Annotated in this window: 21 protein-coding genes and 3 pseudogenes; 5 read left to right on the top strand and 19 right to left on the bottom strand. The window is 60.3% G+C overall.

The genetic code is table 11. From position 1 onward, the window contains the following. Positions 1 to 148: 148 nt before the first annotated feature. From X741_RS145210 to X741_RS145225, 4 genes are all read right to left on the bottom strand, one after another. Positions 149 to 1,084, bottom strand: a complete 936-nt coding sequence (locus X741_RS145210) for a helix-turn-helix domain-containing GNAT family N-acetyltransferase (RefSeq protein ID WP_023779322.1) — start codon at positions 1,082 to 1,084, stop codon at positions 149 to 151. Positions 1,085 to 1,270: 186 nt separating this feature from the next. Continuing rightward, a complete protein-coding gene (locus X741_RS145215) occupies positions 1,271 to 2,416 on the bottom strand; it encodes a DSD1 family PLP-dependent enzyme (protein WP_023779321.1) in 1,146 nt (381 codons plus the stop codon). Further along, positions 2,413 to 3,714 carry a D-arabinono-1,4-lactone oxidase gene (locus X741_RS145220; RefSeq protein WP_023779320.1) on the bottom strand — a complete coding sequence of 434 codons (1,302 nt, stop codon included), beginning with the start codon at positions 3,712 to 3,714 and terminating at the stop codon, positions 2,413 to 2,415. The genes X741_RS145215 and X741_RS145220 overlap by 4 nt, the downstream gene beginning before the upstream one ends. A gap of 5 nt (positions 3,715 to 3,719) precedes the next feature. Beyond that, a complete protein-coding gene (locus X741_RS145225) occupies positions 3,720 to 4,952 on the bottom strand; it encodes an MFS transporter (protein WP_023779319.1) in 1,233 nt (410 codons plus the stop codon). 124 nt (positions 4,953 to 5,076) lie between these two features. Here X741_RS145225 and X741_RS145230 point away from each other — a divergent pair, with 124 nt between their 5' ends. Beyond that, positions 5,077 to 5,703: a TetR family transcriptional regulator gene (locus X741_RS145230; protein ID WP_031250283.1), complete on the top strand. Its 627-nt coding sequence runs from the start codon at positions 5,077 to 5,079 to the stop codon at positions 5,701 to 5,703. Between the two features lie 67 nt (positions 5,704 to 5,770). On the opposite strand, the gene X741_RS145235 is transcribed toward X741_RS145230, so the two are convergent. Continuing rightward, on the bottom strand, positions 5,771 to 6,622 hold the full coding sequence (locus tag X741_RS145235) for a hypothetical protein (RefSeq protein ID WP_023779317.1): 852 nt from the start codon (positions 6,620 to 6,622) through the stop codon (positions 5,771 to 5,773). A gap of 70 nt (positions 6,623 to 6,692) precedes the next feature. On the opposite strand from X741_RS145235, the gene X741_RS145240 reads away from it, so the two are divergent. The 3 genes from X741_RS145240 (at position 6,693) to groL (ending at position 9,880) form a co-directional block, all read left to right on the top strand. After that, on the top strand, positions 6,693 to 7,487 hold the full coding sequence (locus X741_RS145240) for a class I SAM-dependent methyltransferase (RefSeq protein ID WP_031250282.1): 795 nt from the start codon (positions 6,693 to 6,695) through the stop codon (positions 7,485 to 7,487). A gap of 276 nt (positions 7,488 to 7,763) precedes the next feature. Further along, positions 7,764 to 8,060, top strand: a complete 297-nt coding sequence (groES, locus tag X741_RS145245; protein ID WP_006203049.1) for a co-chaperone GroES — start codon at positions 7,764 to 7,766, stop codon at positions 8,058 to 8,060. Positions 8,061 to 8,122: 62 nt separating this feature from the next. Next, the gene (gene groL / locus X741_RS0135535) at positions 8,123 to 9,880 is read left to right on the top strand and encodes a chaperonin GroEL (RefSeq protein WP_023779314.1); all 1,758 of its coding nucleotides are present in this window, start codon (positions 8,123 to 8,125) and stop codon (positions 9,878 to 9,880) included. Positions 9,881 to 10,750: 870 nt separating this feature from the next. Here the strand turns inward: groL and X741_RS145250 are convergent. The 14 genes and pseudogenes from X741_RS145250 to X741_RS145300 all read right to left on the bottom strand — a co-directional run. Next, a pseudogene (locus tag X741_RS145250) lies at positions 10,751 to 10,918 on the bottom strand (ATP-binding protein); the annotation flags it as partial. 41 nt (positions 10,919 to 10,959) lie between these two features. After that, positions 10,960 to 11,645 (bottom strand): annotated as a pseudogene (locus X741_RS01000000167055) (IS6 family transposase). Between the two features lie 177 nt (positions 11,646 to 11,822). Beyond that, the gene (locus X741_RS145255; protein ID WP_023779308.1) at positions 11,823 to 12,509 is read right to left on the bottom strand and encodes a response regulator transcription factor; all 687 of its coding nucleotides are present in this window, start codon (positions 12,507 to 12,509) and stop codon (positions 11,823 to 11,825) included. A 720-nt stretch (positions 12,510 to 13,229) separates the two neighbouring features. Next, positions 13,230 to 14,270: a P-type DNA transfer ATPase VirB11 gene (gene virB11, locus X741_RS145260; protein WP_023779307.1), complete on the bottom strand. Its 1,041-nt coding sequence runs from the start codon at positions 14,268 to 14,270 to the stop codon at positions 13,230 to 13,232. Continuing rightward, positions 14,254 to 15,393 (bottom strand): type IV secretion system protein VirB10, encoded by a 1,140-nt coding sequence (virB10, locus tag X741_RS0135525; protein ID WP_031250280.1) that lies wholly within the window; start codon positions 15,391 to 15,393, stop codon positions 14,254 to 14,256. The genes virB11 and virB10 overlap by 17 nt, the downstream gene beginning before the upstream one ends. Then, complete coding sequence (locus tag X741_RS145265) at positions 15,386 to 16,270, bottom strand: TrbG/VirB9 family P-type conjugative transfer protein (RefSeq protein WP_031250279.1); 885 nt, start codon at positions 16,268 to 16,270, stop codon at positions 15,386 to 15,388. Before X741_RS145265 ends, virB10 begins: the two co-directional genes overlap by 8 nt. Then, positions 16,267 to 16,980, bottom strand: coding sequence for a type IV secretion system protein VirB8 (locus X741_RS145270; RefSeq protein WP_023785251.1), 714 nt, complete (start codon positions 16,978 to 16,980; stop codon positions 16,267 to 16,269). Before X741_RS145270 ends, X741_RS145265 begins: the two co-directional genes overlap by 4 nt. Next, complete coding sequence (locus X741_RS1000000168855; protein WP_081731114.1) at positions 16,977 to 17,135, bottom strand: type IV secretion system lipoprotein VirB7; 159 nt, start codon at positions 17,133 to 17,135, stop codon at positions 16,977 to 16,979. The genes X741_RS145270 and X741_RS1000000168855 overlap by 4 nt, the downstream gene beginning before the upstream one ends. 27 nt (positions 17,136 to 17,162) lie before the next feature. Beyond that, on the bottom strand, positions 17,163 to 18,050 hold the full coding sequence (locus X741_RS145275) for a type IV secretion system protein (RefSeq protein ID WP_023762840.1): 888 nt from the start codon (positions 18,048 to 18,050) through the stop codon (positions 17,163 to 17,165). A gap of 58 nt (positions 18,051 to 18,108) precedes the next feature. Next, positions 18,109 to 18,792, bottom strand: a complete 684-nt coding sequence (locus X741_RS145280) for a type VI secretion protein (protein ID WP_023785252.1) — start codon at positions 18,790 to 18,792, stop codon at positions 18,109 to 18,111. Positions 18,793 to 18,805: 13 nt separating this feature from the next. After that, the gene (locus tag X741_RS145285) at positions 18,806 to 21,175 is read right to left on the bottom strand and encodes a VirB4 family type IV secretion/conjugal transfer ATPase (RefSeq protein ID WP_023775347.1); all 2,370 of its coding nucleotides are present in this window, start codon (positions 21,173 to 21,175) and stop codon (positions 18,806 to 18,808) included. Beyond that, positions 21,175 to 21,501 carry a type IV secretion system protein VirB3 gene (locus X741_RS145290; RefSeq protein WP_023679584.1) on the bottom strand — a complete coding sequence of 109 codons (327 nt, stop codon included), beginning with the start codon at positions 21,499 to 21,501 and terminating at the stop codon, positions 21,175 to 21,177. The genes X741_RS145285 and X741_RS145290 overlap by 1 nt, the downstream gene beginning before the upstream one ends. Continuing rightward, complete coding sequence (gene virB2 / locus X741_RS145295; RefSeq protein ID WP_023673707.1) at positions 21,501 to 21,806, bottom strand: pilin major subunit VirB2; 306 nt, start codon at positions 21,804 to 21,806, stop codon at positions 21,501 to 21,503. The genes X741_RS145290 and virB2 overlap by 1 nt, the downstream gene beginning before the upstream one ends. A gap of 74 nt (positions 21,807 to 21,880) precedes the next feature. After that, entirely contained in the window at positions 21,881 to 22,666 is a 786-nt protein-coding gene (locus X741_RS145300) for a type IV secretion system lytic transglycosylase VirB1 (RefSeq protein ID WP_023775348.1), read from the bottom strand. Positions 22,667 to 23,960: 1,294 nt separating this feature from the next. Between X741_RS145300 and X741_RS0135520 the strand changes: the two are divergent. Then, positions 23,961 to 24,246: pseudogene (locus X741_RS0135520) on the top strand (response regulator); the annotation flags it as partial.

The following is a 24,246-nucleotide window of genomic DNA, read 5'->3' as shown; positions in this document are numbered from 1 at the left end:
GTGGGAGAAGGTGGCCTCGCGAAGCGAGGTCGGATGAGGGGTGTTCCAGCTTGACACCGACAGCGCTCCGGCCAACACCCCTCAACCGTCTCGGCGCTGCGCTGCGCGCCGATCCACCTTCTCCCGCAAGGGGAGAAGGAAGGAGACACTACAGCTCCAGGTTCCAGTTCTGGCCGACCAGATCCTTGCCGAAGGAATGGTGCCGCTCTTCCTCGGTCAGTTGGAGGCCGGCCGCTTGGTAGATGTGCCGGGCGGCCGAGAGAATGTCGTTGGTCCACAGGGTCAGCGTCTTGTACCCCTTGGCGCGGGCAAAGCCGATGCATTCCTCGACCAGCCGCTTGCCGATGCCGAGGCCGCGCGCCGAAGGCTCGACATAGAGCAGGCGCAGCTTCGCCACATGGTCCGACTTGCGCACGATGAACACCGAGCCGACGACCTCGCCCTCCCGCTCGGCGATCCAGGCGCGCTCCCATTTCGGGTCGAAGGATTTGACGAACGCCGCGAGGATCTCGGCGACCAGTGCCTCATAGGTTTCGTCCCAGCCATACTCCTGCGCGTATAGCATTCCTTGCCGGCGGGTGATCCAGCCGATGTCGCCGACCTGCAGCGGCCGCAGGATGTAAGGCACCCCAGGTTCAGGCTTGTCGCCGAGCAGGTCCTGCACAATGCGCATCGCCTTGACCAGTCGGTCCTGATCGGCGGGCACCAGACGATCGAGCAACGCACTCACCTGATCGTGCGAATCCTGGTTGAGCGGCGCAAATGCATCCTTGCCCGCCGGCGTCAACGTAATCGAAGCGCGGCGCGCATCAGCTTCCGTCGCGGCGCGTTCGACCAAGCCCCGCTCCTCGAATTTCTTCAGCAGGCGGCTGACGTAGCCGGGATCGAGACCGAGATCGCGCACAAGGTCGCTGGCAACGAGCCCGTCGCGATGGGCAAGCTCATAAAGCACCCGCGCCTCGGTCAGCGAGAACCGGCTCTTTAACAGCCCCTCGTCAATCAGGCCGATCTGGCGGGTATAGAAGCGGTTGAAGGCCCGCACCGCATCGATCAGTTCCTTGCCGCGGTGATTGTGGATAGTCATAGCGGTTTCTCCTGTCTTGGACAGGATCGATGATTTAGTTGACTGAGTCAAGGAAATGATCGGCGAGGCACCACACAACTTCGTCATTCTAGGGCGGAGCAAGGAGCGAAGCGAAGCGACGCGGCGCAGACCCTAGGATGGCGACGTCTCGGTTGCCAGCGCTACTGGCAACGCCGTGATGCGCTCTCACATCATCGGCAACACCGGCCAGCGATCGACGATTTTGCCGCCGGAAAGCACCGCGATGGGCCCGAATTGCTGCAGCACGGCCTCGCTCTGCGTCGGTCGCAGGAATGCATAGTCGCCCGGCCTGGCAACGACATCGGCAGGCAGACCCATGAATTGCTGGTTGGAGGACAAGCCGAGCAGGCTATTCGTCTTCATCCCCCGGGGAAACACCGGTTCGGCCATCCATTTGCCGCCATAGAGATAGCAGCCCTTGCGCGGAAACCGGCCGAGCGCCCGCAGCAGGCGGGAAACAGCCGGCGGGCCGGGCAGCATCGGCTCGACCACTTTCAGGATCGGCGTCGCGATGAAAGCTGCCGGCTGGAAGCCGTCGAGGCCAGGTGTATCGAAATCGCCGGGCAGCACGAAGGCCGACCCCATCGACACTTCATTGGCCATGCCGCCGCGGTGAAGCAGCGCGGTCTTGGAGCCGCCGATGTTGAGAATGCCGCGCTGGCCGGCGCCGAGGCACGCAACGAAAGCGGTGGCCCGCTCCGACGCTCGTGCCAGCGCCCTCGCCGGCCCGCCGAACAGGCCGGGAATGTGCGGCGCATGCGCCTCATAAGCCATGACGCCCTCGCAGCGCAGCCTTTTGTGCGCCGACAGTCCCTTCAAGGCTTGCGACAAGGCCGCCGGTTCAGCGAAGCCGCCGCGATGCAGCCCGACATCGATTTCGAAGGCGATGCGCAGGTCGACATCGAGCTCGGCTGCCAGGGCGCCATACTCCGCCAGCCGCTCCTGCGTGTCGATCAGCCAGCAGATGCGTGTCCGGTCAACTTCGCCCTTCGAAAGCATGGCTCTGGCCGCTCCGACCGGCATCGGCTTGCCGTACAGGAGGTCCGCATCCGGAAACGCCTTCAGCACCGCCTCGCTGATCGGCGGATGGAAGGTCATGAAGCGATCGGTCCCAAGCGCCTTGCCGATGTGCGAAAGCAGCGGCAGGCAGGCGAGCGACTTGTCGACCAGCCGCACCGCAAGGCCGGGGTCGAGCCTCTCCTTCACCATGGCAATGTTGCTATCCAACCGGTCGCGGTCGAGCAGCAGGCAGGGCTGGAAGATGCCGGCTTTTTTCAGCGCCTCCGAAAGCGTGGCGAAATAGGCGCTCATCGGTCGACACCGAAAGGACTGGGCTCGATGCCGAACAGGCCAGCCATGTAGGGCGAGACGAAACGGTTCTGCGGATCGATGTCGCGGCGCACCGCCATCGCATCGTCCCAACGCGGGTAAAGCTTCTTCAGGTCCGCCGCTTGCAGGCTGTGCATCTTGCCCCAATGCGGCCTGCCGCCATATTTGCGGAAGATCGGCTCGGCCGCGCGCATGAACGGCAGCGGATCGTTGGCGGCATCGTGGTGGATGGCGATCGAACAGGTCGGCCTGTCATGGAAGGGCGAAAGCCAGAACCGATCGGCCGCGACGCTGCGCACCTCCATCGGGAAATAGACCTCGGGAAAGCACTTCTCGGTCAGCTCGATAATTTCGGCCAGCGCCTTCGGGCCCTCCTCGAAGGGAAGGTGATATTCCATTTCGTTGAATTTTGTCTGCCGGTCGCTGGCATAGACGTTGATCCAGTCCTGCACATAGTCCTCGGATGGCACTTTGGCGACGGCGCCCAGGATCAGCCGGCGGCGCAGCGACGGCAGCCAGGCAAGCGCGGTGCGCAGCCGGCGCAGCGTCCTCAACGAGCCCTCGTCATCCTCGGTCGGCCGTGCGGTGGTCGCCTCGGTGCTGAAATCACTGGCGATGAACTGAGCATAGCCGGAGAACGGAATGTAGTAGAATTCGGCCGACCGGTGCGCGGTCATCATGGTCTCGAAATCGCGCAGCATGTCGGCGATCGGAAGCACCCATTTGCGGCGGCGCAGGCGGTAGGTCGGGATGTTGTTCAGCGTCACTTCGCTGAGGATGCCGAAAGCGCCGAGCGCGACGCCGATGGCGTGGATCATGTCCTGATCCCCTGCCCGACTGAAGTCACGGACCTTGCCAAGCCCGTCGACGATCTGCACCGTCTCCAACTGCGTGTGGTAGGCGCCGAGCGTCGGCCCCGAGCCATGGGTGGCGGTTCCCAGTGCGCCGCCGATCGCCTGGCGGTCGATGTCGCCCATATTGGGCAGGCCCTGGCCGATGCCTTGCAGGATGTGCATCAGCGAACCGAGCCGCGTCCCTGCCCGCACGCGTGCCTGATGTTTCTGCGGGTCATGCGACACCAGGCCTTCGAGCTTCTCGAGCGACAGGATCGTGCCCTGCGATTTCACCAGCGGCGTGAAGGAATGACCGGCGCCGACGACACGGACCGGACCAGGTGCCGTGCGAATGAGATCGCCGAGTTCGCCGGCATCGGCGGGGCTGGCGATCAGCCGTGGCTCGGCGGTGACAAAGCCGGACCAGTTGCTCCAGGTTTTCGACATGGCGCTCACGCAACAATCCGGCGGCGCCGCGCCACCAGGATGATCAGGCCAAGCAATGCCACGCTGGCGACAGCGCTGGCGGCGGCGAATTCCGGCACGGGGCGAAAATCCTTGCCGTCGATGAGCAGCGACGCCGCGACCGGACCGATCGCCAGGCCAAAGAGTTGGGCGGCCGGCACCAAAAGCACGGCGGTGCGCGTCTCGTCGGCGGTGATCGCCAGCCGGATCTGGTACGGCACGATGAACAGGAGGATGAAACCCATGACCAGGGCGGTGACCCAGAAGGTGGTGAGGCCAGGCCCGCTGGCGAGCACGAGCGAGGCGACGACCGCGACGGCGCCAATGGCTGCGATGGCGATGCGATAGTCGATGCGCGCCTCGAACACGGTCGCCGTCATCGCGCCCAGGACCTGCACCGCGAGGCTGGCCGAGACGATCAGGCCAACGGTGCGACCGTCGATGCCGAATTGCGCGCCGAGCGGCTCGAGAAAGGCCCACACCGCGCCGAAGAACATGAAGTAGCAGAAGACCGACAGCAAAGCGGTGATCGAGGAAACCGTCAGCACATTGGCCAGATCCTCCTCCTTCGGCAGATCGGCGTAGTCAGCGGGAACAATGAAGGCGATCACGAGCGACAGGACGCAGACGACCGCGAGGCTGAGGAAGCCGCCGGCCGATCCGGCGGCGGGGATGACATAGAGCGCCAGCAGCAACGCCAGGGCGCATTGCGCCAGGGTCTGCATGGTGACGAAATAGCCGCCGATGCGCTCGGCTCGCCGCGAACGGGCGATCAATTCGGTGGCGACCGCGACCAGGCCGCCCTCGGCGAGACCAGCCAGGGCGCGTGCGGCCATCAATGTGCCGGCCCCGGCGGCATAGGCCGTCCATATGTTCGCCAGCGCCAGCAGCAGCAGGAGAACCGCACTTTTCCAGCGCATGTTGTGGGCGGACAGCAGCATCGCCACGATCGCCGAGCCGATGGCGATGGCGATCATCTCGGCGGTGGCGACCAGCGCCAGTTCATCGCCGCTGACATGGCCCTCGGTATAGAGGGCGCCGAGCAGCACGGGCTGCAGTCCAAGGATCAGCAGGCCGACCGACCCGATCCACAGAGCCGAGGCTAGCTGCCCGCCGGTCGGATTGCCGACCAGCCAGTCGCCATTGCCCTTGTGTCCGGTGTCCTTGTGGCCGGTGCCGGTGTGGCCGGTGCCGGTGTGGCCGGTATTTGTCGAAGCCAAAGGCGCCTCCCAACGTCCTTGCCGCGCGGCAAAAAAACTGACAATCTGTCAGGATTCCAGAAACTGATACTTGATCATATTTATTGTCAACCAGAATTTGGAAACGCGCGCGAAAGACCGGTGCATGGTTGAAGCAAGGCAGACGATGATCGAGCCGAGGCGCAGGCCCAAGCAGGAGCGCAGCCGCGAACGCATCGACGCCATCCTGTCGACGACCATGCGGCTGATCGGCGAGAAGGGCATCGATGCCGTCACCATGAAGGAAGTCGGCATGCTGGCGGGCGGGCCGATCGCCACCGTCTATCACTACTTCCCCAACAAGTCGGCGATCCTGGCGATGCTCTATGAGCGTTTCTCCGAAGTCAGCCGGGCGCGGCTGTCAGCGATTGTCGCCGATGTCCGGGAAGCCAAGGACATCATCGTGGCGGCCGACCGGCTGCTCGACGACTATCGCAGCCGCGTTGCCGGCGATCCGGCCATCCAGGATCTGCAGAACGCCATCCAGGCCGACAAGGCGCTCAAGAATCTCGACATCGCCGAGACCCGGCATCAAGCCAGGATGTTCTGCGACCACGTCATCGCCTTGCTCGCGCCGGACAAGCACGAGCAGTTCGAACGCATGGTTCTCTTGATCTTCCAGCTCGCCGGTGGCGTGGTGCGGCTGGCGCTCGCGGAAGGCGAAGCCGAAAGCCGCCGGACCATCGAGGATTACCGGTCGATCATCCACACCCAGTTGCGGCTGTTTTTGTAGCCCTGGCGATCGTCAGTAAGCTGCCGCGAATGAGAGGTCCCGGACGGCGAAAGCATCAGAACGCCCGCTATGCGAGCTGGCGGACTAGGCCTTCGAAGCCGTCGGCAAGATTGGCATTGCCGGCAGCGAGAAACGCGGAAAGATTGCGGGCGCCACCGGGCGTCTTGTTGGCATCAAGCAGCACCGCCCTGCCCTCATGCATGACGAAATCGAACTTTCCGTAGTCAAAGCCAAGCCGGCGCCTCAGCGCGCGAAGCTCCTCGGGAACCGGAACTGGCTCACGGCGGATCGTGTCGTCGCCTTTGACGAGGCTCTGCGGCGAGACGTGGCGGGTGCAGCGCTCGCGCTCGCCGCAGAATATCCAGAAGCGGGCTCCAAAGCCGTCCGGTTCCGGCTCGGGAATGAATTTTTCGACGACGAGATCGCTGCGGTCGAAGACCGCCGGCGCAACCTCCGAAAGGGATGCATAGACGCGATAACCCTCGATAGGCTCGACGCCGGGAAACGGCTTCGGCTTTCCGGCACGCAGCGATCGCCGGTTGAGCGTCTGCTCCCGCATCCCGAGATTGTTGAGATTGCTCTTGACGATGACCGGCCCTGGCCAGTCGTCGTCCTTGCCGATCGCCGCGCCACTGATGCGTCGCTTGGAGATGTCGGCGGCCCCAATGTTCAGGCAGAAGGGAAAAGCGCGTGCGTATTCGACATATTCGGGTGGCGTCACGGTCGCGTCGACGTGCAGCACCGCTATATCGGCCTCCGGCTTTGCCGACGTTCCGGGGATTATGCGGACGGAATGTCCGCGTCGCTTCAGTTCCTCCAGCAGATCGAACAGCATGTAGGGGCTGTCGCGGCGAAACAGCGGCCCGCGCCGGCGTTCGAACCTGTCGAACTCATGCGTAATTACCGCGATGCGCGTCATGCTTCCCCCGCTTGGTCTCTTTAACGTCCTCTATTATAGCTGCCAATACAACGCGGGCTTGGGGCTGTGGATGACCGACCATTGGAATATCATTCGAAGGCATTGGCAGTTGCTCGGGCCACCTTTGCGGCCGCCAGCGGAAGCGGTTGAGGCCTATGAGCGTGAGCTCGACCTTTCGAAGGCGCACGTCATTCTGCTCGGCGTAACACCGGAACTCGCCGGGCTCGGGACGACGATGACGGCCGTCGATGAATCGTCCGACATGATCGCCGGTATCTGGCCAGGCGACACCGCGTTTCGAAAGGCGATCAACGGCGACTGGCTGGACTTGCCGGTACCGAACGCAAGCGTCGATGCGGTGATCGGCGACGGCTGCCTGTCGGCGCTCGGCCTTTCAACCGCGCGCCGGGCGCTGTTTGCGGCGATCGCCGGCGTACTGCGCACCGACGGCCGGGCGGGACTGCGTCTCTTTGCCGGTCCCGAAACACCGGACGATCCGGCGGCGGTGCGGGCGCTTGCACTCTCGGGCGGTGTCTCGACCTTCCACGAACTCAAATGGCGCGTCGCAATGACCGCGACGGGCGATGCGCCCGACCATGCCATTCCGGTCAGGGCGATCGCGGAAAGGTTCGACGCACTGTTTCCTGACCGCAACGAGCTTTCGGCTCGCACAGGCTGGGACCTGCCCACCATCGGCACCATCGATGTCTATCGGAACTCGCTGGCCATCTACACCTTCGCGCCGGCGACTACACTGGTGAGCGAGGCGGGAGCGTTTTTTGGTGATGTTCGCATCGCTTTGACCGGGAGCTATGGGCTTGCCGAGCGATGCCCGCTATTGGTGCTGCGGGCGCCAAGACACTGAAGGCGCCAAGACACTGAAGTTAGCAGGACGGCGCTCAAGCCGGGGCAGGCACAACCCAGGCTTTCTAAAATCGTGCGGCAGCATGAGAAAAATTTCGCTCGCATCGCGGCCTTCGCCCGCCTTGACTCTCGCCAGCCGTCAGCCTATTTCAGCGCCACGTTAGCACTCGCCTTTGGTGAGTGCTAATCACAGGGCCCGGCGTCGCCGGGCTTTGTTGTTGTCCGGCTTCGCCGGATGGAGGAACTGTTTCTCACCGTTCTCATCGAGGAAGAAAAAATGGCAAAGTCGAAGTTCCGCCCGCTTCATGACCGCGTGGTCGTTCGCCGGGTCGAATCCGAATCCAAGACCGCTGGCGGGATCATCATCCCGGATACGGCAAAGGAAAAGCCGCAGGAAGGCGAGATCATCGCCGTCGGCTCCGGCGCTCGCGACGAAGCTGGCAAGCTGGTCCCGCTGGACGTCAAGGCCGGCGACCGCATCCTGTTCGGCAAGTGGTCGGGCACCGAAGTCAAGCTCAATGGCGAAGACCTTCTGATCATGAAGGAATCCGACATCATGGGCATCATCGGCTGATCATCGGCCTCACCGTCAACTGAATTCCGGGCTTACCCCAAGCCCTTGCCAGGAGCTAAAAAATGGCTGCCAAAGACGTAAAATTCTCCCGTGATGCCCGCGAGCGCATGCTGCGCGGCGTCAACATCCTCGCCGACGCGGTGAAGGTCACGCTCGGCCCCAAGGGCCGCAACGTCGTCATCGACAAGTCGTTCGGCGCCCCGCGCATCACCAAGGACGGCGTCACCGTCGCCAAGGAAATCGAGCTTGAGGACAAGTTCGAGAACATGGGCGCCCAGATGGTCCGCGAAGTCGCTTCGAAGACCAACGACATCGCCGGCGACGGCACCACGACCGCGACCGTCCTGGCGCAGTCGATCGTCCAGGAAGGCCACAAGGCCGTTGCCGCCGGCATGAACCCGATGGACCTGAAGCGCGGCATCGATCTGGCCGTGACCGAAGTCGTCGAGGCGCTCGGCAAGGCTGCCAAGAAGATCAAGACCTCCGTGNACAAGGCCGTTGCCGCCGGCATGAACCCGATGGACCTGAAGCGCGGCATCGATCTGGCCGTGACCGAAGTCGTCGCGGCGCTTGGCAAGGCTGCCAAGAAGATCAAGACCTCCGAGGAAGTTGCCCAGGTCGGCACGATCTCGGCCAATGGCGACGAGTCGGTCGGCAAGATGATCGCGGAAGCGATGCAGAAGGTCGGCAACGAAGGCGTCATCACGGTTGAAGAAGCCAAGACCGCCGAGACCGAGCTGGAAGTCGTCGAAGGCATGCAGTTCGACCGCGGCTACCTCTCGCCCTACTTCGTCACCAATGCCGACAAGATGGTTGCCGAGCTCGAGGACGTCTACATCCTGCTCCACGAGAAGAAGCTCTCCAACCTGCAGGCAATGCTGCCGGTTCTCGAAGCCGTCGTGCAGACCTCCAAGCCGCTGCTCATCATCTCGGAAGACGTCGAAGGCGAGGCCCTGGCCACGCTGGTCGTCAACAAGCTGCGTGGCGGCCTGAAGATCGCCGCCGTCAAGGCTCCGGGCTTCGGCGATCGCCGCAAGGCCATGCTGGAAGACATCGCCATCCTCACCGGTGGCCAGGTCATCTCGGAAGACCTCGGCATCAAGCTCGAGAACGTGGGCCTCAACATGCTCGGCCGCGCCAAGAAGGTGTCGATCTCCAAGGAGAACACCACCATCGTCGACGGCGNCCGCGTTGCCCAGATCAAGCAGCAGATCGAAGAGACCACTTCGGACTACGACAAGGAGAAGCTGCAGGAACGTCTGGCGAAGCTCGCCGGCGGCGTTGCCGTGATCCGCGTCGGCGGTGCGACGGAAGTCGAAGTCAAGGAAAAGAAGGACCGCGTCGATGACGCCCTCAACGCGACCCGCGCGGCCGTGGAAGAAGGCATCGTTGCAGGCGGCGGCGTTGCCCTGCTGCGCGCTTCGGCCAACATCAAGGCCACCGGCGTCAATGCAGACCAGGCCGCCGGCATCAACATCGTGCGTCGTGCGCTGCAGGCTCCGGCCCGCCAGATCGCGGCCAACGCCGGTGCGGAAGCTTCGATCGTTGCCGGCAAGATCCTTGAGAACAAGGGCGCGACCTTCGGCTACAACGCCCAGTCGGGCGAATATGGCGACATGATCGCCATGGGCATCGTCGACCCGGTCAAGGTCGTGCGCACCGCTCTCCAGGACGCGGCCTCGGTCGCCGGCCTGCTCGTCACCACCGAAGCCATGATCGCGGAGGCTCCGAAGAAGGAGTCGGCTGGCGGCGGCATGCCTGGCGGCATGGGCGGCGGCGGTATGGGCGGCATGGGCGGCATGGGCGGCATGGATTTCTAATCCAGCCCCTATCAACCTACAGCGGAAAGGGCGGCAGCAATGCCGCCCTTTCCTTGTGTGCCGAACATGATCGACACCTTGGAGTGCGTCCCGAGGATCTCGTTCGAGCCTCACCGCATGGTCGAGAATTAGGATCTTGTCCGATCGAGCAATTCGCGGGCTCAACCTGGTCAAACCGGCGCCCCCTACGAACTGCCCGATCCTTGAGGATTCCGCTGCGCGACAATCACGATGATTCATTCAGTTGGTAGCTATAGGCGGTGAATCATGAGGGGCATTGAGGAGCGTGGCAAGGCGCCCATCTCGGCATTTAACCCCATCGCGCGTGATATCAGGGACAATTCTCTCATCGGAACCGGCGGCTGGCGTTGAAGGACCCGGTGAATCATCCTGTTCTATAGTGGAGCAGACGCGCTCTGAGCCTCAAGATCAGGCGTTTCCTCCTCTGAGTGTCCTTGATCTGCCGCTGGACATTCTCGTTGATATTGCTGAGCGGCTCAGCCCGATGGATCTGCTGAGGATGTCGCACACAAATCAAGAGCTGCGTGTCGCCGCGATGATAGTCGCCACGCCTCAAGAAAGGCGGATCCAGGTTCAGGCCATCTGTGGCAGCCCTTGCAACCGGGCTCCAGCAGCGTCTCGTCGTCGTGGCCGAGAGGCCTCGTGACCCCGACGACTGCGCTTCGGCCTTGTGGGGCCTCGGAGCGGGCGTGGCAGCGCTTGCACCTGAGCTCCAGCGGCGTCTCATCCTCCTCGCCGAAGGGCTTGAGCCCAGGTCTCAGACCATTGCCCTGGAGGGCCTCGGAGCAGGCGTGGGTGGCGGACATAGCAAGGCCTGTCCCATACCTATGAATACGTTTGGCTGAAGCAGACCGATGGCTGCGCGTCGAAGCCGAAGCCGTCGAGTTCGCGGACAAACGGGAACTGCGCGATCTTGCTCGACATGAGCGTGTCGAGCTGGTCGCGGATCGCCGTCAACTTCAGCCGATCCAGGATTGCGATCAGCAGGTCATGATCTAGGGTAAGGCTCTGTCGCAAACCTGGAAATGGGGTTGTGAACGGCCATTTCGGCCTGTCCGTCAGGCAGCGAGGATATCGAAACAGCGATCGACAGACTTGTAGGCATACCTCGCCTGTCGCTTGCCCATCATGTGGATCATCTCGATGCCGGAGAGGATAACCACGTCGTTCGCATGCGACTTGAAGCCGAGCATGGATCGAATGCGGCGCTTGATACGCCGGTGATCCTGTTCGATCCGATTGTTGAGATGCCGGCTATTGCGGATGCGGATCGGCTTCAGCGGTCGCCGCGATCGCTGCCGCAGCCGGCTTTCAGCGTCGCAGGAAGGATCGCTTCGTAATTGGTCTGGCTGCCGTCGATGACGATGCGCTCCGGCCGGCCATGGCGCGTCAGCGCCTTGCGGAGGAAGCGTTGGGCCGCCACCAGGTCACGGTTTTCGCTAAAGAAGAACTCGACCGTGTCGCCGAGGATGTCGATAGCGCGGTAGAGATACATCCATGGCCGCGGACCTTGATGTACGTCTCGTCCATATGCCACTTGCTGCCGACCACACGCTTGCGCCGGTTGAAGCGCTCCAGCAGCTGCGGCGAGAAGTGGGCGACCCAGCGATGCACAGTGGGGTGGTCGACCTTCAACGCGTTCGGCCATCATCTCTTCCAGATCGCGCAGGCTCAGAGTGTAGGCCAGGTACCAGCGCACGCACAGCAGGATCACCGACTGGTCGAAATGGCGGCCCTTGAACATCACGTGCTCCTCCACAGCTGAGGCGTTTTTCTTGCCATGCTCGCTTACAAAAAAGTTTGCGACAGAGCCGTTCGAACCGCATGCCGACACCATCGTCAAGGGCGGCCGCGATGTCCATTACGGCCACAAGCTCAACCTGACGACGGGCAGGCAGTCTGTTCTTTCAATTTAGACCAACTATGCGGATGCCGCCTCAGTCAATTCAAGAATGTAACCAATGCCGCGCACGGTCGTGATACGTGGCGTTGCACCTGACCTACTCAGGTGTCCACGTAAGCGATAGATTCCGACTTCAAGCGCGTTGGCAGATACCTCGTCGTTGAACGAATAGAGGTGATCTTCCAACTGCGCACGAGGCGCGATGCGGCCTGCACGGATAAGCAGATGCTCTAAAATACATAGTTCGCGGCGTGCGATCTTCAGAGGATGACCCGAGACGGAAACCTGTCGGCCGATCGGATCGAAATTGAGATTGCCAAATACAACGATGGGGTCGGTCACCTGTGTCGACCGGCGCAGAATGGCTCTCATTCTGGCGATGAGCTCATCGAAAGAGACGGGCTTGAGCAGAAAGTCGTCCGCGCCACCGTTGAAAATTGCAATTCGCTTCTCGAGATCGTTGATGCTACTCATAATGAGGGTTGGAACTGAATGCCCGTCGCTCCTTAGCTGTCTCAGCCAGCCCAAGCCATCGCCATCTGGCAGAGCCAACTCCAGCAGGAGAATTTCATAGGTTGCGCAACAAAATGCCCTCGACGCCTGTTCCAGGTTGCCAACTACATCAACGGCAAAACCGCTATCCCCGAGCGCAACTCGCACGGCGCGCGTAAGATCCACATGATGATCAATGAGCAGCGTTCGCATTTCACGTCCTATCAAAGTAGGACAGGTCACCGTCCGCTGTAAGACCGGGGCGACAGCAGAAGTCGCGCAACTCTTCGTAGTGTTCGTAACGCTCTTGCCGATGGGTGATCGCGGGAGCATGCAAGCCGCACGCCTGCAATAGTCGGGGATGGAACACGTGAAGACCTGTTGACGGGCTGAAACCGTCGGTCGGCCAGCCCACAATGCCACCGACTCTGCCTGCGATTTCTCTGCGCATCGATCCTCCTATATGGATTGCGTCGCAAACTCCAGCTGAGGTCGCAAGGGCAGGTTGCGGCTTTGTTCATCGAGAGGACCCCCTGGAGGCAATACCAGGAGGATTCCCTGTACGGCACTTCCCGATTTGCCAACCGGTCATTCCGAACACGTTCGGCGGCTTTGAACACGCTCATTGAGCGCGGCTAGGTAAATCAAGGGTACGACCTGCCGGGTGTCGATGCCGCTTTTGAAGCAGGCATCGGCACCAGCTCGGTGAGCGTCGCCCGCGCAATTCAGCGGACGCGCTCGATACACCCAGTCGAATCGTGCCGCAACTTGCCGCGCCGACAGGGCGCCCGAAGACTTCAGACTTGTGACCGAAGGTCTACGCCCAGTCCTCCTCCCATTATCCACCTCCGTCAAATCAAAGTGGACGTTCAATCCGAACAAATTACGCCATCGTATCACAAACGACTTACCGATCCCCGACGTGCTCTAGCCTTAGTGCTTGTTAAGAAGGTCGGCTACTGTCTCTCCGCGTCGCCGGGCATCGGCGGCGAGCCACACCTCCCCCACCTCATACACGTCGCCGTGGGTACTGAACGGCACAATGACGTCAATGGCAGCCGACAGCAGGTCAAGAAGCGTGTGGTCTTCCACAGCAGCTCCTTGCGGGCTGCTCTTGACGAGTGAAAAGAGCTTTTTAAAGCCTTGGACCGGATCCGCCCCATGAATCGTTGATATTGATCCCGCATGGCCGGAGACGACTTCGCTAAGGTAGGCCCAAGCAGCATCATCGCGCATCTCGCCAAGCAATATTCGATCAGGGCGCATGCGCAAGCTGGCTTGCAACAGTTGCTCGGCTGTCACCGCACCTACGCCTGCTCGGTCCTTCGGATAGAGTAACCGGACATGGTTCTCGTGCGGGATTGCAAGTTCGAGCGTGTCCTCGATACTTATCAGCCTCTCTTGCGGGGGTATAGCGTTGATCAAAGTCTTGCTCATTGTCGTTTTGCCGCTTCCAGTAGGTCCGCAAAGCAGCATCGTGAGCCGCCCGCAAACGCACGCTCGCAAAAATTGCTCCAAGTCACCATGGTCGTAGTGCTGAAGAATCGTTTCGTCCTGCCGCTCTTGGCGCTCCTTTCGTGACCGCCATTGATTCCAACGCGAGTATTCGTAGCGAGAAGAAACTTCCTTGAGTTCGGTCACACGACTTGAGGGACGCCGTATCGTCAGGCTTATTGTTCCTGAGGGAACAGCGGGCGGCAAACAGATCTGCAGCCGCTCTCCGTTCGGCAGCTCAGTCGCACAGAGGGGGCTTTGCGGTCCGACATCTTGCTTGCGCAGCGCTCCAGCGAGGATCGCGATGTCCTCCAGATCGTCATAAGATAGCGGTAGCGGATGTTTCGTGAAAACGCCGGCCTGTCGGACAAAGGCTTCCCCAGGCCGGTTGATAGCGACCTCTTCGGTCCTTGGCTCCTCAAGCCATTTCAGAACAGGGTTGAGAAGCAAACGCAATTGAGGGTCAGCCTCCGGTCGCATTGTTGTCTCTCCGGCGTTGGCGATGTTGGGGGGCTGGCGCCACGGCGATCGCTCTAAGATCGTATACATCTGAGAAATCGAGGTCCCGAGCCACAAAGATGGATACAGCATCTCCCTGGTTTTTCTTCAGAGTTGGCGGAACGTTGATCGTTGCTCTAAGGGTCGTGTCAACGGCTTGTCCGGCGTTGCTCTGGAAGCTGTTGATGCCGCTTCCTCCACCTGAGCTGCCAGCGTATTGACCGGCGGCCTGAAACGCGCCTTGAATGACGCTCATGAGCATTGCTCCGCCAAAGCGCTGCCAGAAGTGATTATCCACCGTGCCAGGCATTCCGGAGCGGCCGAGCTCGTCAGCGCCCGGCGACGCTAGCGAAACGAGGGCATGGTCAGGCGTTTCGATGCGCGTCCACAGCACGAAGACACGCGCATCCCCCTGTTGGAGACCACGCTGGATCTCGCCAATCACGGTCGTCCCGCGATCCAAAAGCACCACGTTGTTGGTGGCGCCGCGGACGTCTTTAGGTAAGACGCACTTCACATAACCCGGTAAATTTGTGTCGACTGCCGTTTGCAAAATGCAGGGAATTATCGTTCCTTGAGTAATCACGAGATCAGGGTGCGGCAAAAGTGTGGCCCGGCTTGGCTCCTGTATATCTGGCTTCAATCGCCCCGTCAGATCGCCAGCGTCTGAAATCTCATGCGAGGTCGCGGGAGCATCCCTATGGTTGTCTTCGTTCCGCTGACCGTCGTTGGGCATTTGACCGCTGCCACTGTAGGCGAAAATTGGTGATTCCTCCGGCGGCGGATCAGCTGGCGCCGGAGGCGGCGTGGATGGCGCAGGATCTCCTGCCTGCGCCGCCTGTACGGGTGCTGAAGGTTCGGGAGCAATCTTAATCGGCACGGGGCGGAATGGCTCGGCGTCGGCGACAATTGGAGGTTTTGGCTGAGTTGGCTCGTCTTGTGTGCTGGGACGACCGCCGAGCCAGATGAGCGATAGAGATGAGATGAGAACAAGAGCAGCGACGGCCAACTTCTGCAATCCCGAAACATGCCGGCGGGCCGGCTCCGAGACCATCGATCCGGAGGCATGGACATCATGTCCCGACTGTGGGCCGGTTTCATTCATCGGCCGAGCCTTTCAAAACGCGCCACACGTCGGGTGTCACTGTACCGGTCCCTGGCGCTCGTCCCACAGGGTCATAAGCCCTGTTGAAAATGGACAAGACCGTATTGCCATCTCTCAGACGCCATTCCCGGGCGACTGCGGATACTTCAACATAGTCCCCTTTGACCGTGTAATTGGCAGCGGCTTCCTTGCCGTCGGGATTGATAATGTAGAGGGAGGGTATGCGGGAATTGCTTGCGAAGCCAAATACGGTGGTAAAGCCATTATCGAAAACTTGCAGCGGCGCCAGCGATCGATCGCCCTTTGCGACGTAGTGAAAATTGCTTTCGTCCGGACTGGTAGTTGCGGCGGGCCGATTCAACAAATCCTGAACTCTCTCGTCGTGCAGCACTTTCGCCCGGGCCTGACCAAGAATCGAGCGCCTTTCTGCGTCCTTTCTCTGAGCAGCAGCCTCATCAGCAGGATAGGTGAACTGCACGCTGTAGTATAGGTCAGGTTGCTGCTCATCGAGTTTTGGCATCGCTCTCGTTGAAATACTGAAGACGTATCTCCGTGTACCGGACTCACTCTCGGCCAGCACGATGACCGGCTGCGGCGGGAGCATCCGGCTAGCCTTAAAAAAGAGATAGTTGGCGCGCGGGAGCGCAGCCAGGTCTTTGCTATTGGAAACGGCCACGGCTGCGACTGTCTCGTTGGCCGCGAATGTGACAACCAGCGTTGCCCCCACTGCGGTAGACAGGCGCACCACTTCGTCGGGACGATAAGCCAGGTAGCGCATGCGCGCATCATGCTTGCCGGCAAGTGGTGTGTCTTCCGCGGACGCTTCCATCGTTAAGAAGAGTGAACAGACCAGCGCGAGAAACGCTCTTTTTGTCATGGCTGCACATAGCCCAGGTTCGATACGCTATCTTCCGAGCCTTGATAGGAAGTGACGAGTAGACCTCCCGGATTGGTGAGCCTCGATTGCCCAGGCAGACCCGTCAAGCGCTCGTAGCGGATGGTAGCTGTCCAGGTGGTCACTATCGGCATCTGCCCATCGACAACAAGCGTACGTTTGTAACGGATCTGTTGAACGTCCGGACTGATGTCGTTTGAGGAAATATGCCCGACCTCGAGCTTGCCGCGCTTGCCGACGGTGACTTGCGGCGAGGTGGGATTCGGATAGTTGAAGAAATCTTGATATTGCTGTCGCACAGCCGGCGCGCTGAAACTGGATACGAGGTCATAGGCGTATTGGGCTGTATCTGCTGTGTACCCCTCGCGCAGGCGTACATATTCCCACAGCGAAGCATTTATGACGGCTCGGTCCTGGGTTGCCGGCAGTCGAGAGACTGACACTTCGCTGTCGACGGTCCCATCCGGCCGGACCCAGAGGAACACAGGTACGAGCTTGGCCAACGGGACCATGGCAGCGATGGTAAATGCCTGGGCAACATTTCCTAGGACCGCCGCTGCGGCAAAGGCGATCAGGGCCTTTGACAGGCGCCGCGCAGACTTCGCTCGTGACGTTTGAAACGCTTCCACCTTCTTATAGTGGGCGGCTAGCGTTTCTCTCTCCACCAGAAGGGCATGTTCAGGAAATTTCACTTTGGCTCTTCCGCGCATTCGACCTGAAGATCCTCAGGGGTGGTTTCCCATTGTCCCACGTTCAGTTGGAATGGGGCACCCGCGCACGTCGCAAGCCCATGGCTCGTCTTGCAGGCGGCCAAAGCGAGGATTGACAGAAGTAGGCAATATTTCATGTTTTTGGCACCGAGCTTGTCGATTGATTAACCACCCGCCGTTTTGGCAAAGTGGCGATTGAGGCTGTTAAGAGGTCGGTTCGCACCTCCCCAAGAGCCGCCGGCGATGCTGCTGGCGATCGTCGGAAGCGCGACGATCAGAGCGTCACCAGCTAGGAAAAGCATGTCGAGCTCGTAAAGCCCGATGATCTTGGCTGCTGTCGTGCCCGAGAATTTGATCATCAAAAGCATGGCTGCCAGCGAGACTGCTTCGGCAGCGATTACTATCGTTGCAACGATGTTGAGGAGGAGAAGCAGCAGCCCGTACGAGAGCAGTTGGCCGATCCATCTGGTGGCTATGTCTCGAGTGTGATCAAAAAGGTAGCCTACAAGGACCAGGGGGCCGATCGTCAAGAGCACCTTCGTCAGAATTCCAACAGCATCGTAGATCTCGAACGCTGTCCACAGCGCGCCGTAGAAAATCCATTGCGCTCCCTCGAAAGCAAGTATGTCCTGGCCGTTCATAGGCCCAATTTCGGAAGCAATCAGCTGAAAGACATACTGGCTTGAAGCAAACATGAGATCGAGCTTCTGGGGGATTCCGATGAAGGGCAAGTCGCTGCCACTGATGTCGTGAGCCAACCTCGGAATCGTGTCGTCGAAGAGCGCTTCAATGTACTGCTGATAGTTGGCCTGCCCTAAGATAAGGGCGACGACAATCGACACCATGATTACGCGCGAGATACCCCCGCGCGCATCGACTTGACCACGCATGACCAGACAGCCTTGGATTATTATCCAGAGCGTGACACACGCAACCAGAGGCGCACTGACCGCCGCTTGGACGTTTTCAAGCACTTTGTGCAGCCCGGACGTGAAGGCCCCATGAAAGATCGTGTGTATAGTCGTGAATGGCGCGGGAATTTTGAAATTCATGGCGTGAGCCTGATGTGTCCCTGATCAGCGCAGCTGAGCCTGATGAACTCTGTGTGGTTTACGGGAGGATGCTAAACATATTAGCGGTGTCCTGATGTTCGCGACGCTGCGTGGCGGCCTCCTCCACGGCGTGAAGGCTCCCTTGTGCAGTGGCCATTGTCAGCAGACTCGTGGCCTGGACATTTTGGATCATCGCATCGTGAATCTGCTTGAGGACCAGACCGTTGGTCACGGTGGCCTGCATAATATTTCCCGAGCGGGAAAGCTGACCAAGCGTGCCGGCGTTATCCTTAAGGCGCTTGTCCATCATGCCCAAAGTGTCGGCTGCAATAGCTGCGGCATTGGCGGCCCCGGCGATTTGTCCCTGTAACAGTTTCGCTTCTGAATCGGTGCCGTTGACTATCCGATTTGGGTCCTTCGCAATGTTACGGGCCATAATCGAAGCTGGCGCCCGAGCATCAAACATCTGCTCCTCCAGCTTATTGCCCGACGGGTAATGATTTCCTTGGTTCAGTGAGCTTAGCAGTCCCGTGACAGCGAATGACGACGTTAGCATTGTCACCATTTCGATCGTGGTAGCGAGCGTCTCGATTGACCTCTCAAGGATCGCCGCATTGGAAATCGCTGTTAAGGTCGATTGTGTTTCTGTTACAGGGTCGGTGACGATCCATTGCGACCGGGCCTGTCCGTGAAGCAGAAGGGAAGCAGCAAGGGTCGTTACTGCAAGTTTGGCAAGTTTCATGAATATTCCTCCGTCAGTCTTGAACTTCATGGTACCGGGCCATGAACTTGTCGAGCCACCCACTTGGGGCGTCTCCGTGCTGGTTACGAAGCTGGTCGGCAAAGCGCACTGTGTTGGCCCGCCCCGAGAGTACGGCTACGTACTCGCGCATCTGCCCAAGATCGAATTCGCAAACAATACTCCCGCTATCGCGCTTGAGCAAAAACTTGCGGCTGCCGATTGCCATTCCCTGGCGGATTGCCTCGAACTCCTGCGCAGTGCACTTCAAGCCATCGACATACGCAGAGCGGTCCGCCGTCGGTGATGGGTAGAAAATTTTCGTCATACATTGCGCAACGAGACTAGCTCCGAGAGGCGATTCCAGAACGTGTTCAGGCTGCTGCGTTGCGAGTATCAACATGCCGTTGTTTTTGCGGACCGTGAGCAAGAACTTGTCGATAACGGCCGAGAATTGGGGGTTGAGTAGATAGAATCGAAATTCGTCGCAGCTCATGACGAACCGACGACCATCGACGATAGCGCCCACTCGATGCAGAAGGTATGCGGCGGCCGGTGCACAGACCTCCTCATATTCCAGGAGCTGCGTCATGTCGAAGCCCGTAATGGAGGCATCCAGCCTTACTTCGTCCACGTCGCCGTCAAAGGCCCATCCAAGCGCCCCCCCTCTACACCACCGCTGCAGCCGTGCTCCTGCGCCCTCGGAGGGGCTGTGCAATAGGAACTCGCGCAGGCCCGCAAGTGAGCGCATAGGGGGTTCGAACGAAAGCTGACGAACAATGCCGCGTTCCAGCCGACGACTTTCCTCCGGCGAGATCGGACCACGGCCGTCACTCTCGATCAGGGCCATCAACCACTCGCGCAGAAAGTCCCGAGAGGCGGAGGTGTTGTCCAGTCCACGCAGAGGGGCCAAGCCGCTCGGAGCGCCTCTGCGCAACGCAAGATATGTCCCTCCCGTGGCTCGCACCAGCAGTTCACCACCCCGATCCTTGTCGAAGAAGACGATCGCACCATTGCGATCGACCAAGCTTTGCTCAAGCATCGCGAGGACAAAGGTCATCAGCGTCGTCTTGCCTTTGCCAACGGGCCCGAATATTGCCGTCATGCCGACGTCATTCTCATGGGGGATGTAGTCGAAAGAAGTTCCACCGTTTGTGCGAAAGCGCGCAACAGCATTGCCCCAGTGGCCGGAACTGGAACCGCTTGGGAAGTTCTCAAATGAGACGAGCCCGGCAAAATTGTGTGAGGTGATCGCCCCCGGGCGCGTGCGCCACCTGTTGTTCCCCGGAAGTTGGGACCAATATGCGGCCTCCATGCCGATGCCCTCTTGGACGATAACGGCGCCCGCGTCGGCCAGCCGTGCGCGGGCACTTGCTGCGCGATCTGCAAGGCTATTGAGGCTGTCGGCATAGACGCACAGGCTCAGATGATGCGAACCCATCACGAATTCGTTGCTTGCCAGTGCGTCCTCTGCCTCGGCAAGTTCATTGATCTGGGTGAGAGCCTTGTCGCCGGCACTCGTCATCTGGCTGGACTTAAGGCTTAGTTTGGCATGAGCTTGTGGGCGAGTGAGGAAGGAAAAGCTCTGGCTCAGGACAAGCGGGAAGTTGGCGGACAGCAAGGAATTTAGCATGCCCGGCCGCGTCGTCGCCGGATATTCACGGAACGAAAACAATGATCCGACGGAGCTATCCACGGGCCTTCGAATCTCAAGCGCCCGCTTCCCGCAGATGACCTGGTCAGTGTAGATCGAGGCGCCAAGTGAGCCGGTAACCATCGGAACCGGAAGAAACCGGCAAGTCATCATGAGCCGAAGCGCCTCGCCGATTTCCGTGAAGAGCACGTTGCCTTTCTCACGAATGCCCAACCGGCGCAGACCGTAACCGCCGAGCGCGCCAGCAGTGATGTGCCAGAGGTCTTCCAGGCTCCGCATTTGGGTGGCTAGATCGTGCTCATTCCGTCTGCGGGACTTGGCAATCCGCAAGCCGATCTTGCCGATTGCGGTGCGGGGGGACACGATCAAAGTGAGGAAGTGATCGTTGCGAAAGAGCTTTCCCGACAGCACACGACGCTCGTAGGCCTCGCTCAGACTGCCAGCGAAGGCACTTTGAAACTGGCGCGGCGCCGGCGCCGGCACATCGTTGTGTCTCACAAGATGAGCGTATATCGAGATATTGTCATCGGCGATGTTGCGCAAGAGAGTGTTGAACGCGCGGCAGCGCGAGTTGCGCATCTCAGCGTCTTCCAAATCAAAGGGCACACCGTTCACATGTGCCATGGCCATGATCGATCCGTCTTCCAGAAGGACAACCTGATCGCTTACGTGACCAACATACGGAAGGTAGATCTCGCCAGACCTCTCGGTCCGGCCGCTGGCGCCGAACATTACACCATTCCTCTTCCGCGTTTCGGCACTCTGATCGGATTGGCGCTGACGCTTGCGCCTCCCCAGACCGGCCCGTCCACGCTTCTGCCGGCCGTCTGCAAATAGAGCAGCACGACGCTTGCCGCGTTATAGTCACGCTCAACAACCAGCCGTGCTCCGAACCAGAGTGGCGCGAGAACGATTTCGTAGAGCGGGTTCTGAAGGATAATGATAACAAGCCCAGCCAACATCATGAGCAATCCGGCCAGCGTCAGCGGCACCCCCAGAAACAGTGCGGGGCGCGTCGCCGCCACATAGAGGGTGCTCACTTCCAACCGGTCGCTCATCAGCCACCGCCTATGAGCGCCTTGCCCAGGAAGCTGGCCCCGAACATGATGACGATCCCTCCAACGACACCCGCAACCAGGCCAAGTGAAGCACGACCGAACATCCAAGAGATACCGATGGCTACGAGCCCGAGCACGGCCAGTGATTGTCCAAAGGGGCCAAGTATGAACGTGCAGATATTCTGGACCATCTTGGCAGGATCCGTCCCTCCGGTCACCTGAGCCGCGGCTGGCCCGCTGTAGAAGACCGTCCACGCCGCGCCTGCAGCAGCGGCCGGTACATATTCAGCCGCCATGCGCAGCATGGAAAAAGGCGAAGGAACACGCGTTTTAAGCGCACGAAGTATCTTGAGTGGCGTCATCATTGCATCTCCATGTTTCAATCGAATACGAGTTTGTTCGGGTTCGCGGGTTCCCGTGCTTTCGCAGCCTGGCTGCCTGTCGGACCGGAGGGATCGGCCCCGGAGCGGTCTGGCTGATACGAGCCCCAAATGTCCCAAGAATCTTGGTTGGGCTGCTTCTTTCTATTGGCCTGTTGGCTCTGCTGGAGCAGAGGCGGCACGGCTTTCCGACCGGGTGCCTCAAGGTGCGGCACATCTCGAGCAGTCGGCTCCAGCGTTCGCTCAAGGAGACTTGAGATGTCCTTTGCGGCCGACTCGACCTTGCGTACATAACCGTTGGCGAAGCCACGCGTGACGTCGCCCGTGTTATAGGCCGAGATGGCACGGCGAAGCGCCAGTTGCTGTGCCACAGCAGTGGTGCCGCCGGCATACCGGCTTTCAAGCAAGTGGGCGGCAGCCGAAAGCGAGGCGCAGGGCTCGAAAGCCCTTTCCGGCGTAAGATTGAGCATGGCAAAGTTCTTGCTGTTTATCTGCATCAATCCAACATCGACAGAATGTTGTGCTTCGAGGCGTTCCTTGATGCCCCGCGTGGCTTCCAGGTGGTCTATCCAGCGAAGCTGCTCACCTGTGGTGTTGTCATGAGCCACCAGCGTGTCAAAGCCACTTTCAATCTTGGCAATCGCGGCCAGGGTGGACGGCGCAACCCAGGGAGCGCATTTGCGCGACAGGCTGCGGAACTCACGCGGAGAGAGTGGCGCGGGCTCGGCTGGGAGTGACATGGATGTCAACAGGACGATGGCCAGCGGCCAAGCTGCAATAAACATTCCCTATCACCTACCTTTCCAAGCCGCCGGACGGGTTCTGGCCCTGTCCGGCACGCGCTTATCGGGGAGGTTTGTTACTGTGTGATGTTCAAGTTCAGCTTTTCGGTTTCAACTGAAGCAAAGACCGTGTTCGTCTCAGCTGGGTGAGCATCTTGCGCATGCGTGGGTGGCGCGGGCCCGATCAGCCAGCGACATCCGGAGCATCTTGGTACAATGACTCCTGTGCAGGATTGCTCGTCCCGGCCGTCCGTTGCTCCTAGACTGTGGGCCGCGACTTCGGCGCCATGGATGGTACTTCTGTCAGCGCCAAGCCAAGGACAAAATGGGGAGCTTGGCGGGTTTGTTCAGGCTCGGGATCACCGTGGGGAATCGACGAAGGCGATAAAGCAGCCCAACTTTGCCGGTATGCTGCCGGTGCTTAAAGAGCAGCCATGCGCGGCCCTGCACACTCAGATCATTGCTTGAGTCGCGAGCTCGTCCGCGAAGCTGGCTCGAAGGCGCAAATCCGCGGGGGCGAGGGTCAACTGGGAAGACGTGGCGGCGCAGCCCATCCTGGTGCGAGCCTGGTTCAGCTGTTCGGCCGCCGCCGCCGCCAAAGGGAGGATCATGCACAGTCCCATCGGCAGAAAACCGCACGTCATTGACGGAGTCCGACGGCGCAATGGACAAGCATAGTGACACGCTCAAGATGGAGGAGTTGCAGTAACTGAGAAATGTTAGCCCGGACGTTCACCGCAACCGGCGACCTGCCGGTCGCCCGAACAGCATTTGAGGCCGCCGGCCACCTTGGACGAAGCCGGCTTGGCAGGAGACATACTATTTGGCACAAGGCCGCTGCAGCGAATCACGGTCTTCTTCCGCCGACCGCCTCTCCGATCAAGCCAAACGCCGCGCTGCTCAACCATGTCCGAGCTGGATCCACGAGCCGGAGGATATCGAGATGATCCAGGTCCGCAAACTCCAGGATGACCAGGATGCAAGGGCATAGCAGGAAACTTGGCATCCATGAGGTCGAACTCGAGTGATATCGGCAGGCCTGCACCAACGGGGGAGCTCGAAGCGAAAAAGCGAAGGACCACACGGCAGGGTCATGTCGGCGCTTGAACCTGTCTGGTGGCCACGGGCTGCCTTGGTGCGGTCAATTCGCTGGGGATGAAAAGACCAGGACGAGCACGGCCTCACATTGGCCGCACGCAACGGCGAGTGGTATCAAGGTGCAGCTGTTCTGGGTCGGCGCCCCAGGGTTGCTCGGCAACAGGTTTAGACAAGGGGATTCAAGATTGAAGGTGTGCCGTTGAAACATGTTCTTGTCATTGACGATGATGCCGCAATGCGGCGCCTCATCGCCGAGTATCTCACGATGCATGCCCTGAAGGTAACCGCAGTCCACGATAGCAAGCAGTTTGACTATGTTCTTTCACGTGAGCCAGTCGATCTCGTGGTTGTTGACCTTAACCTTGGCCGGGAGGATGGACTTGCGATCGTCCGCAATCTGGCGACAAAATCGGATGTTCCTATCATAGTGATCAGCGGCGACCGGCTTGATGAGGCGGAAAAGTGGTTGCACTGGAGCTCGGCGC

Source organism: Mesorhizobium sp. LNHC221B00 (assembly GCF_000502935.1).
Taxonomy (GTDB): Bacteria; Pseudomonadota; Alphaproteobacteria; order Rhizobiales; family Rhizobiaceae; genus Mesorhizobium; species Mesorhizobium opportunistum.
Note: the sequence above shows the minus strand (reverse complement) of the source record. Positions and strands in the feature narration are given on the sequence as shown.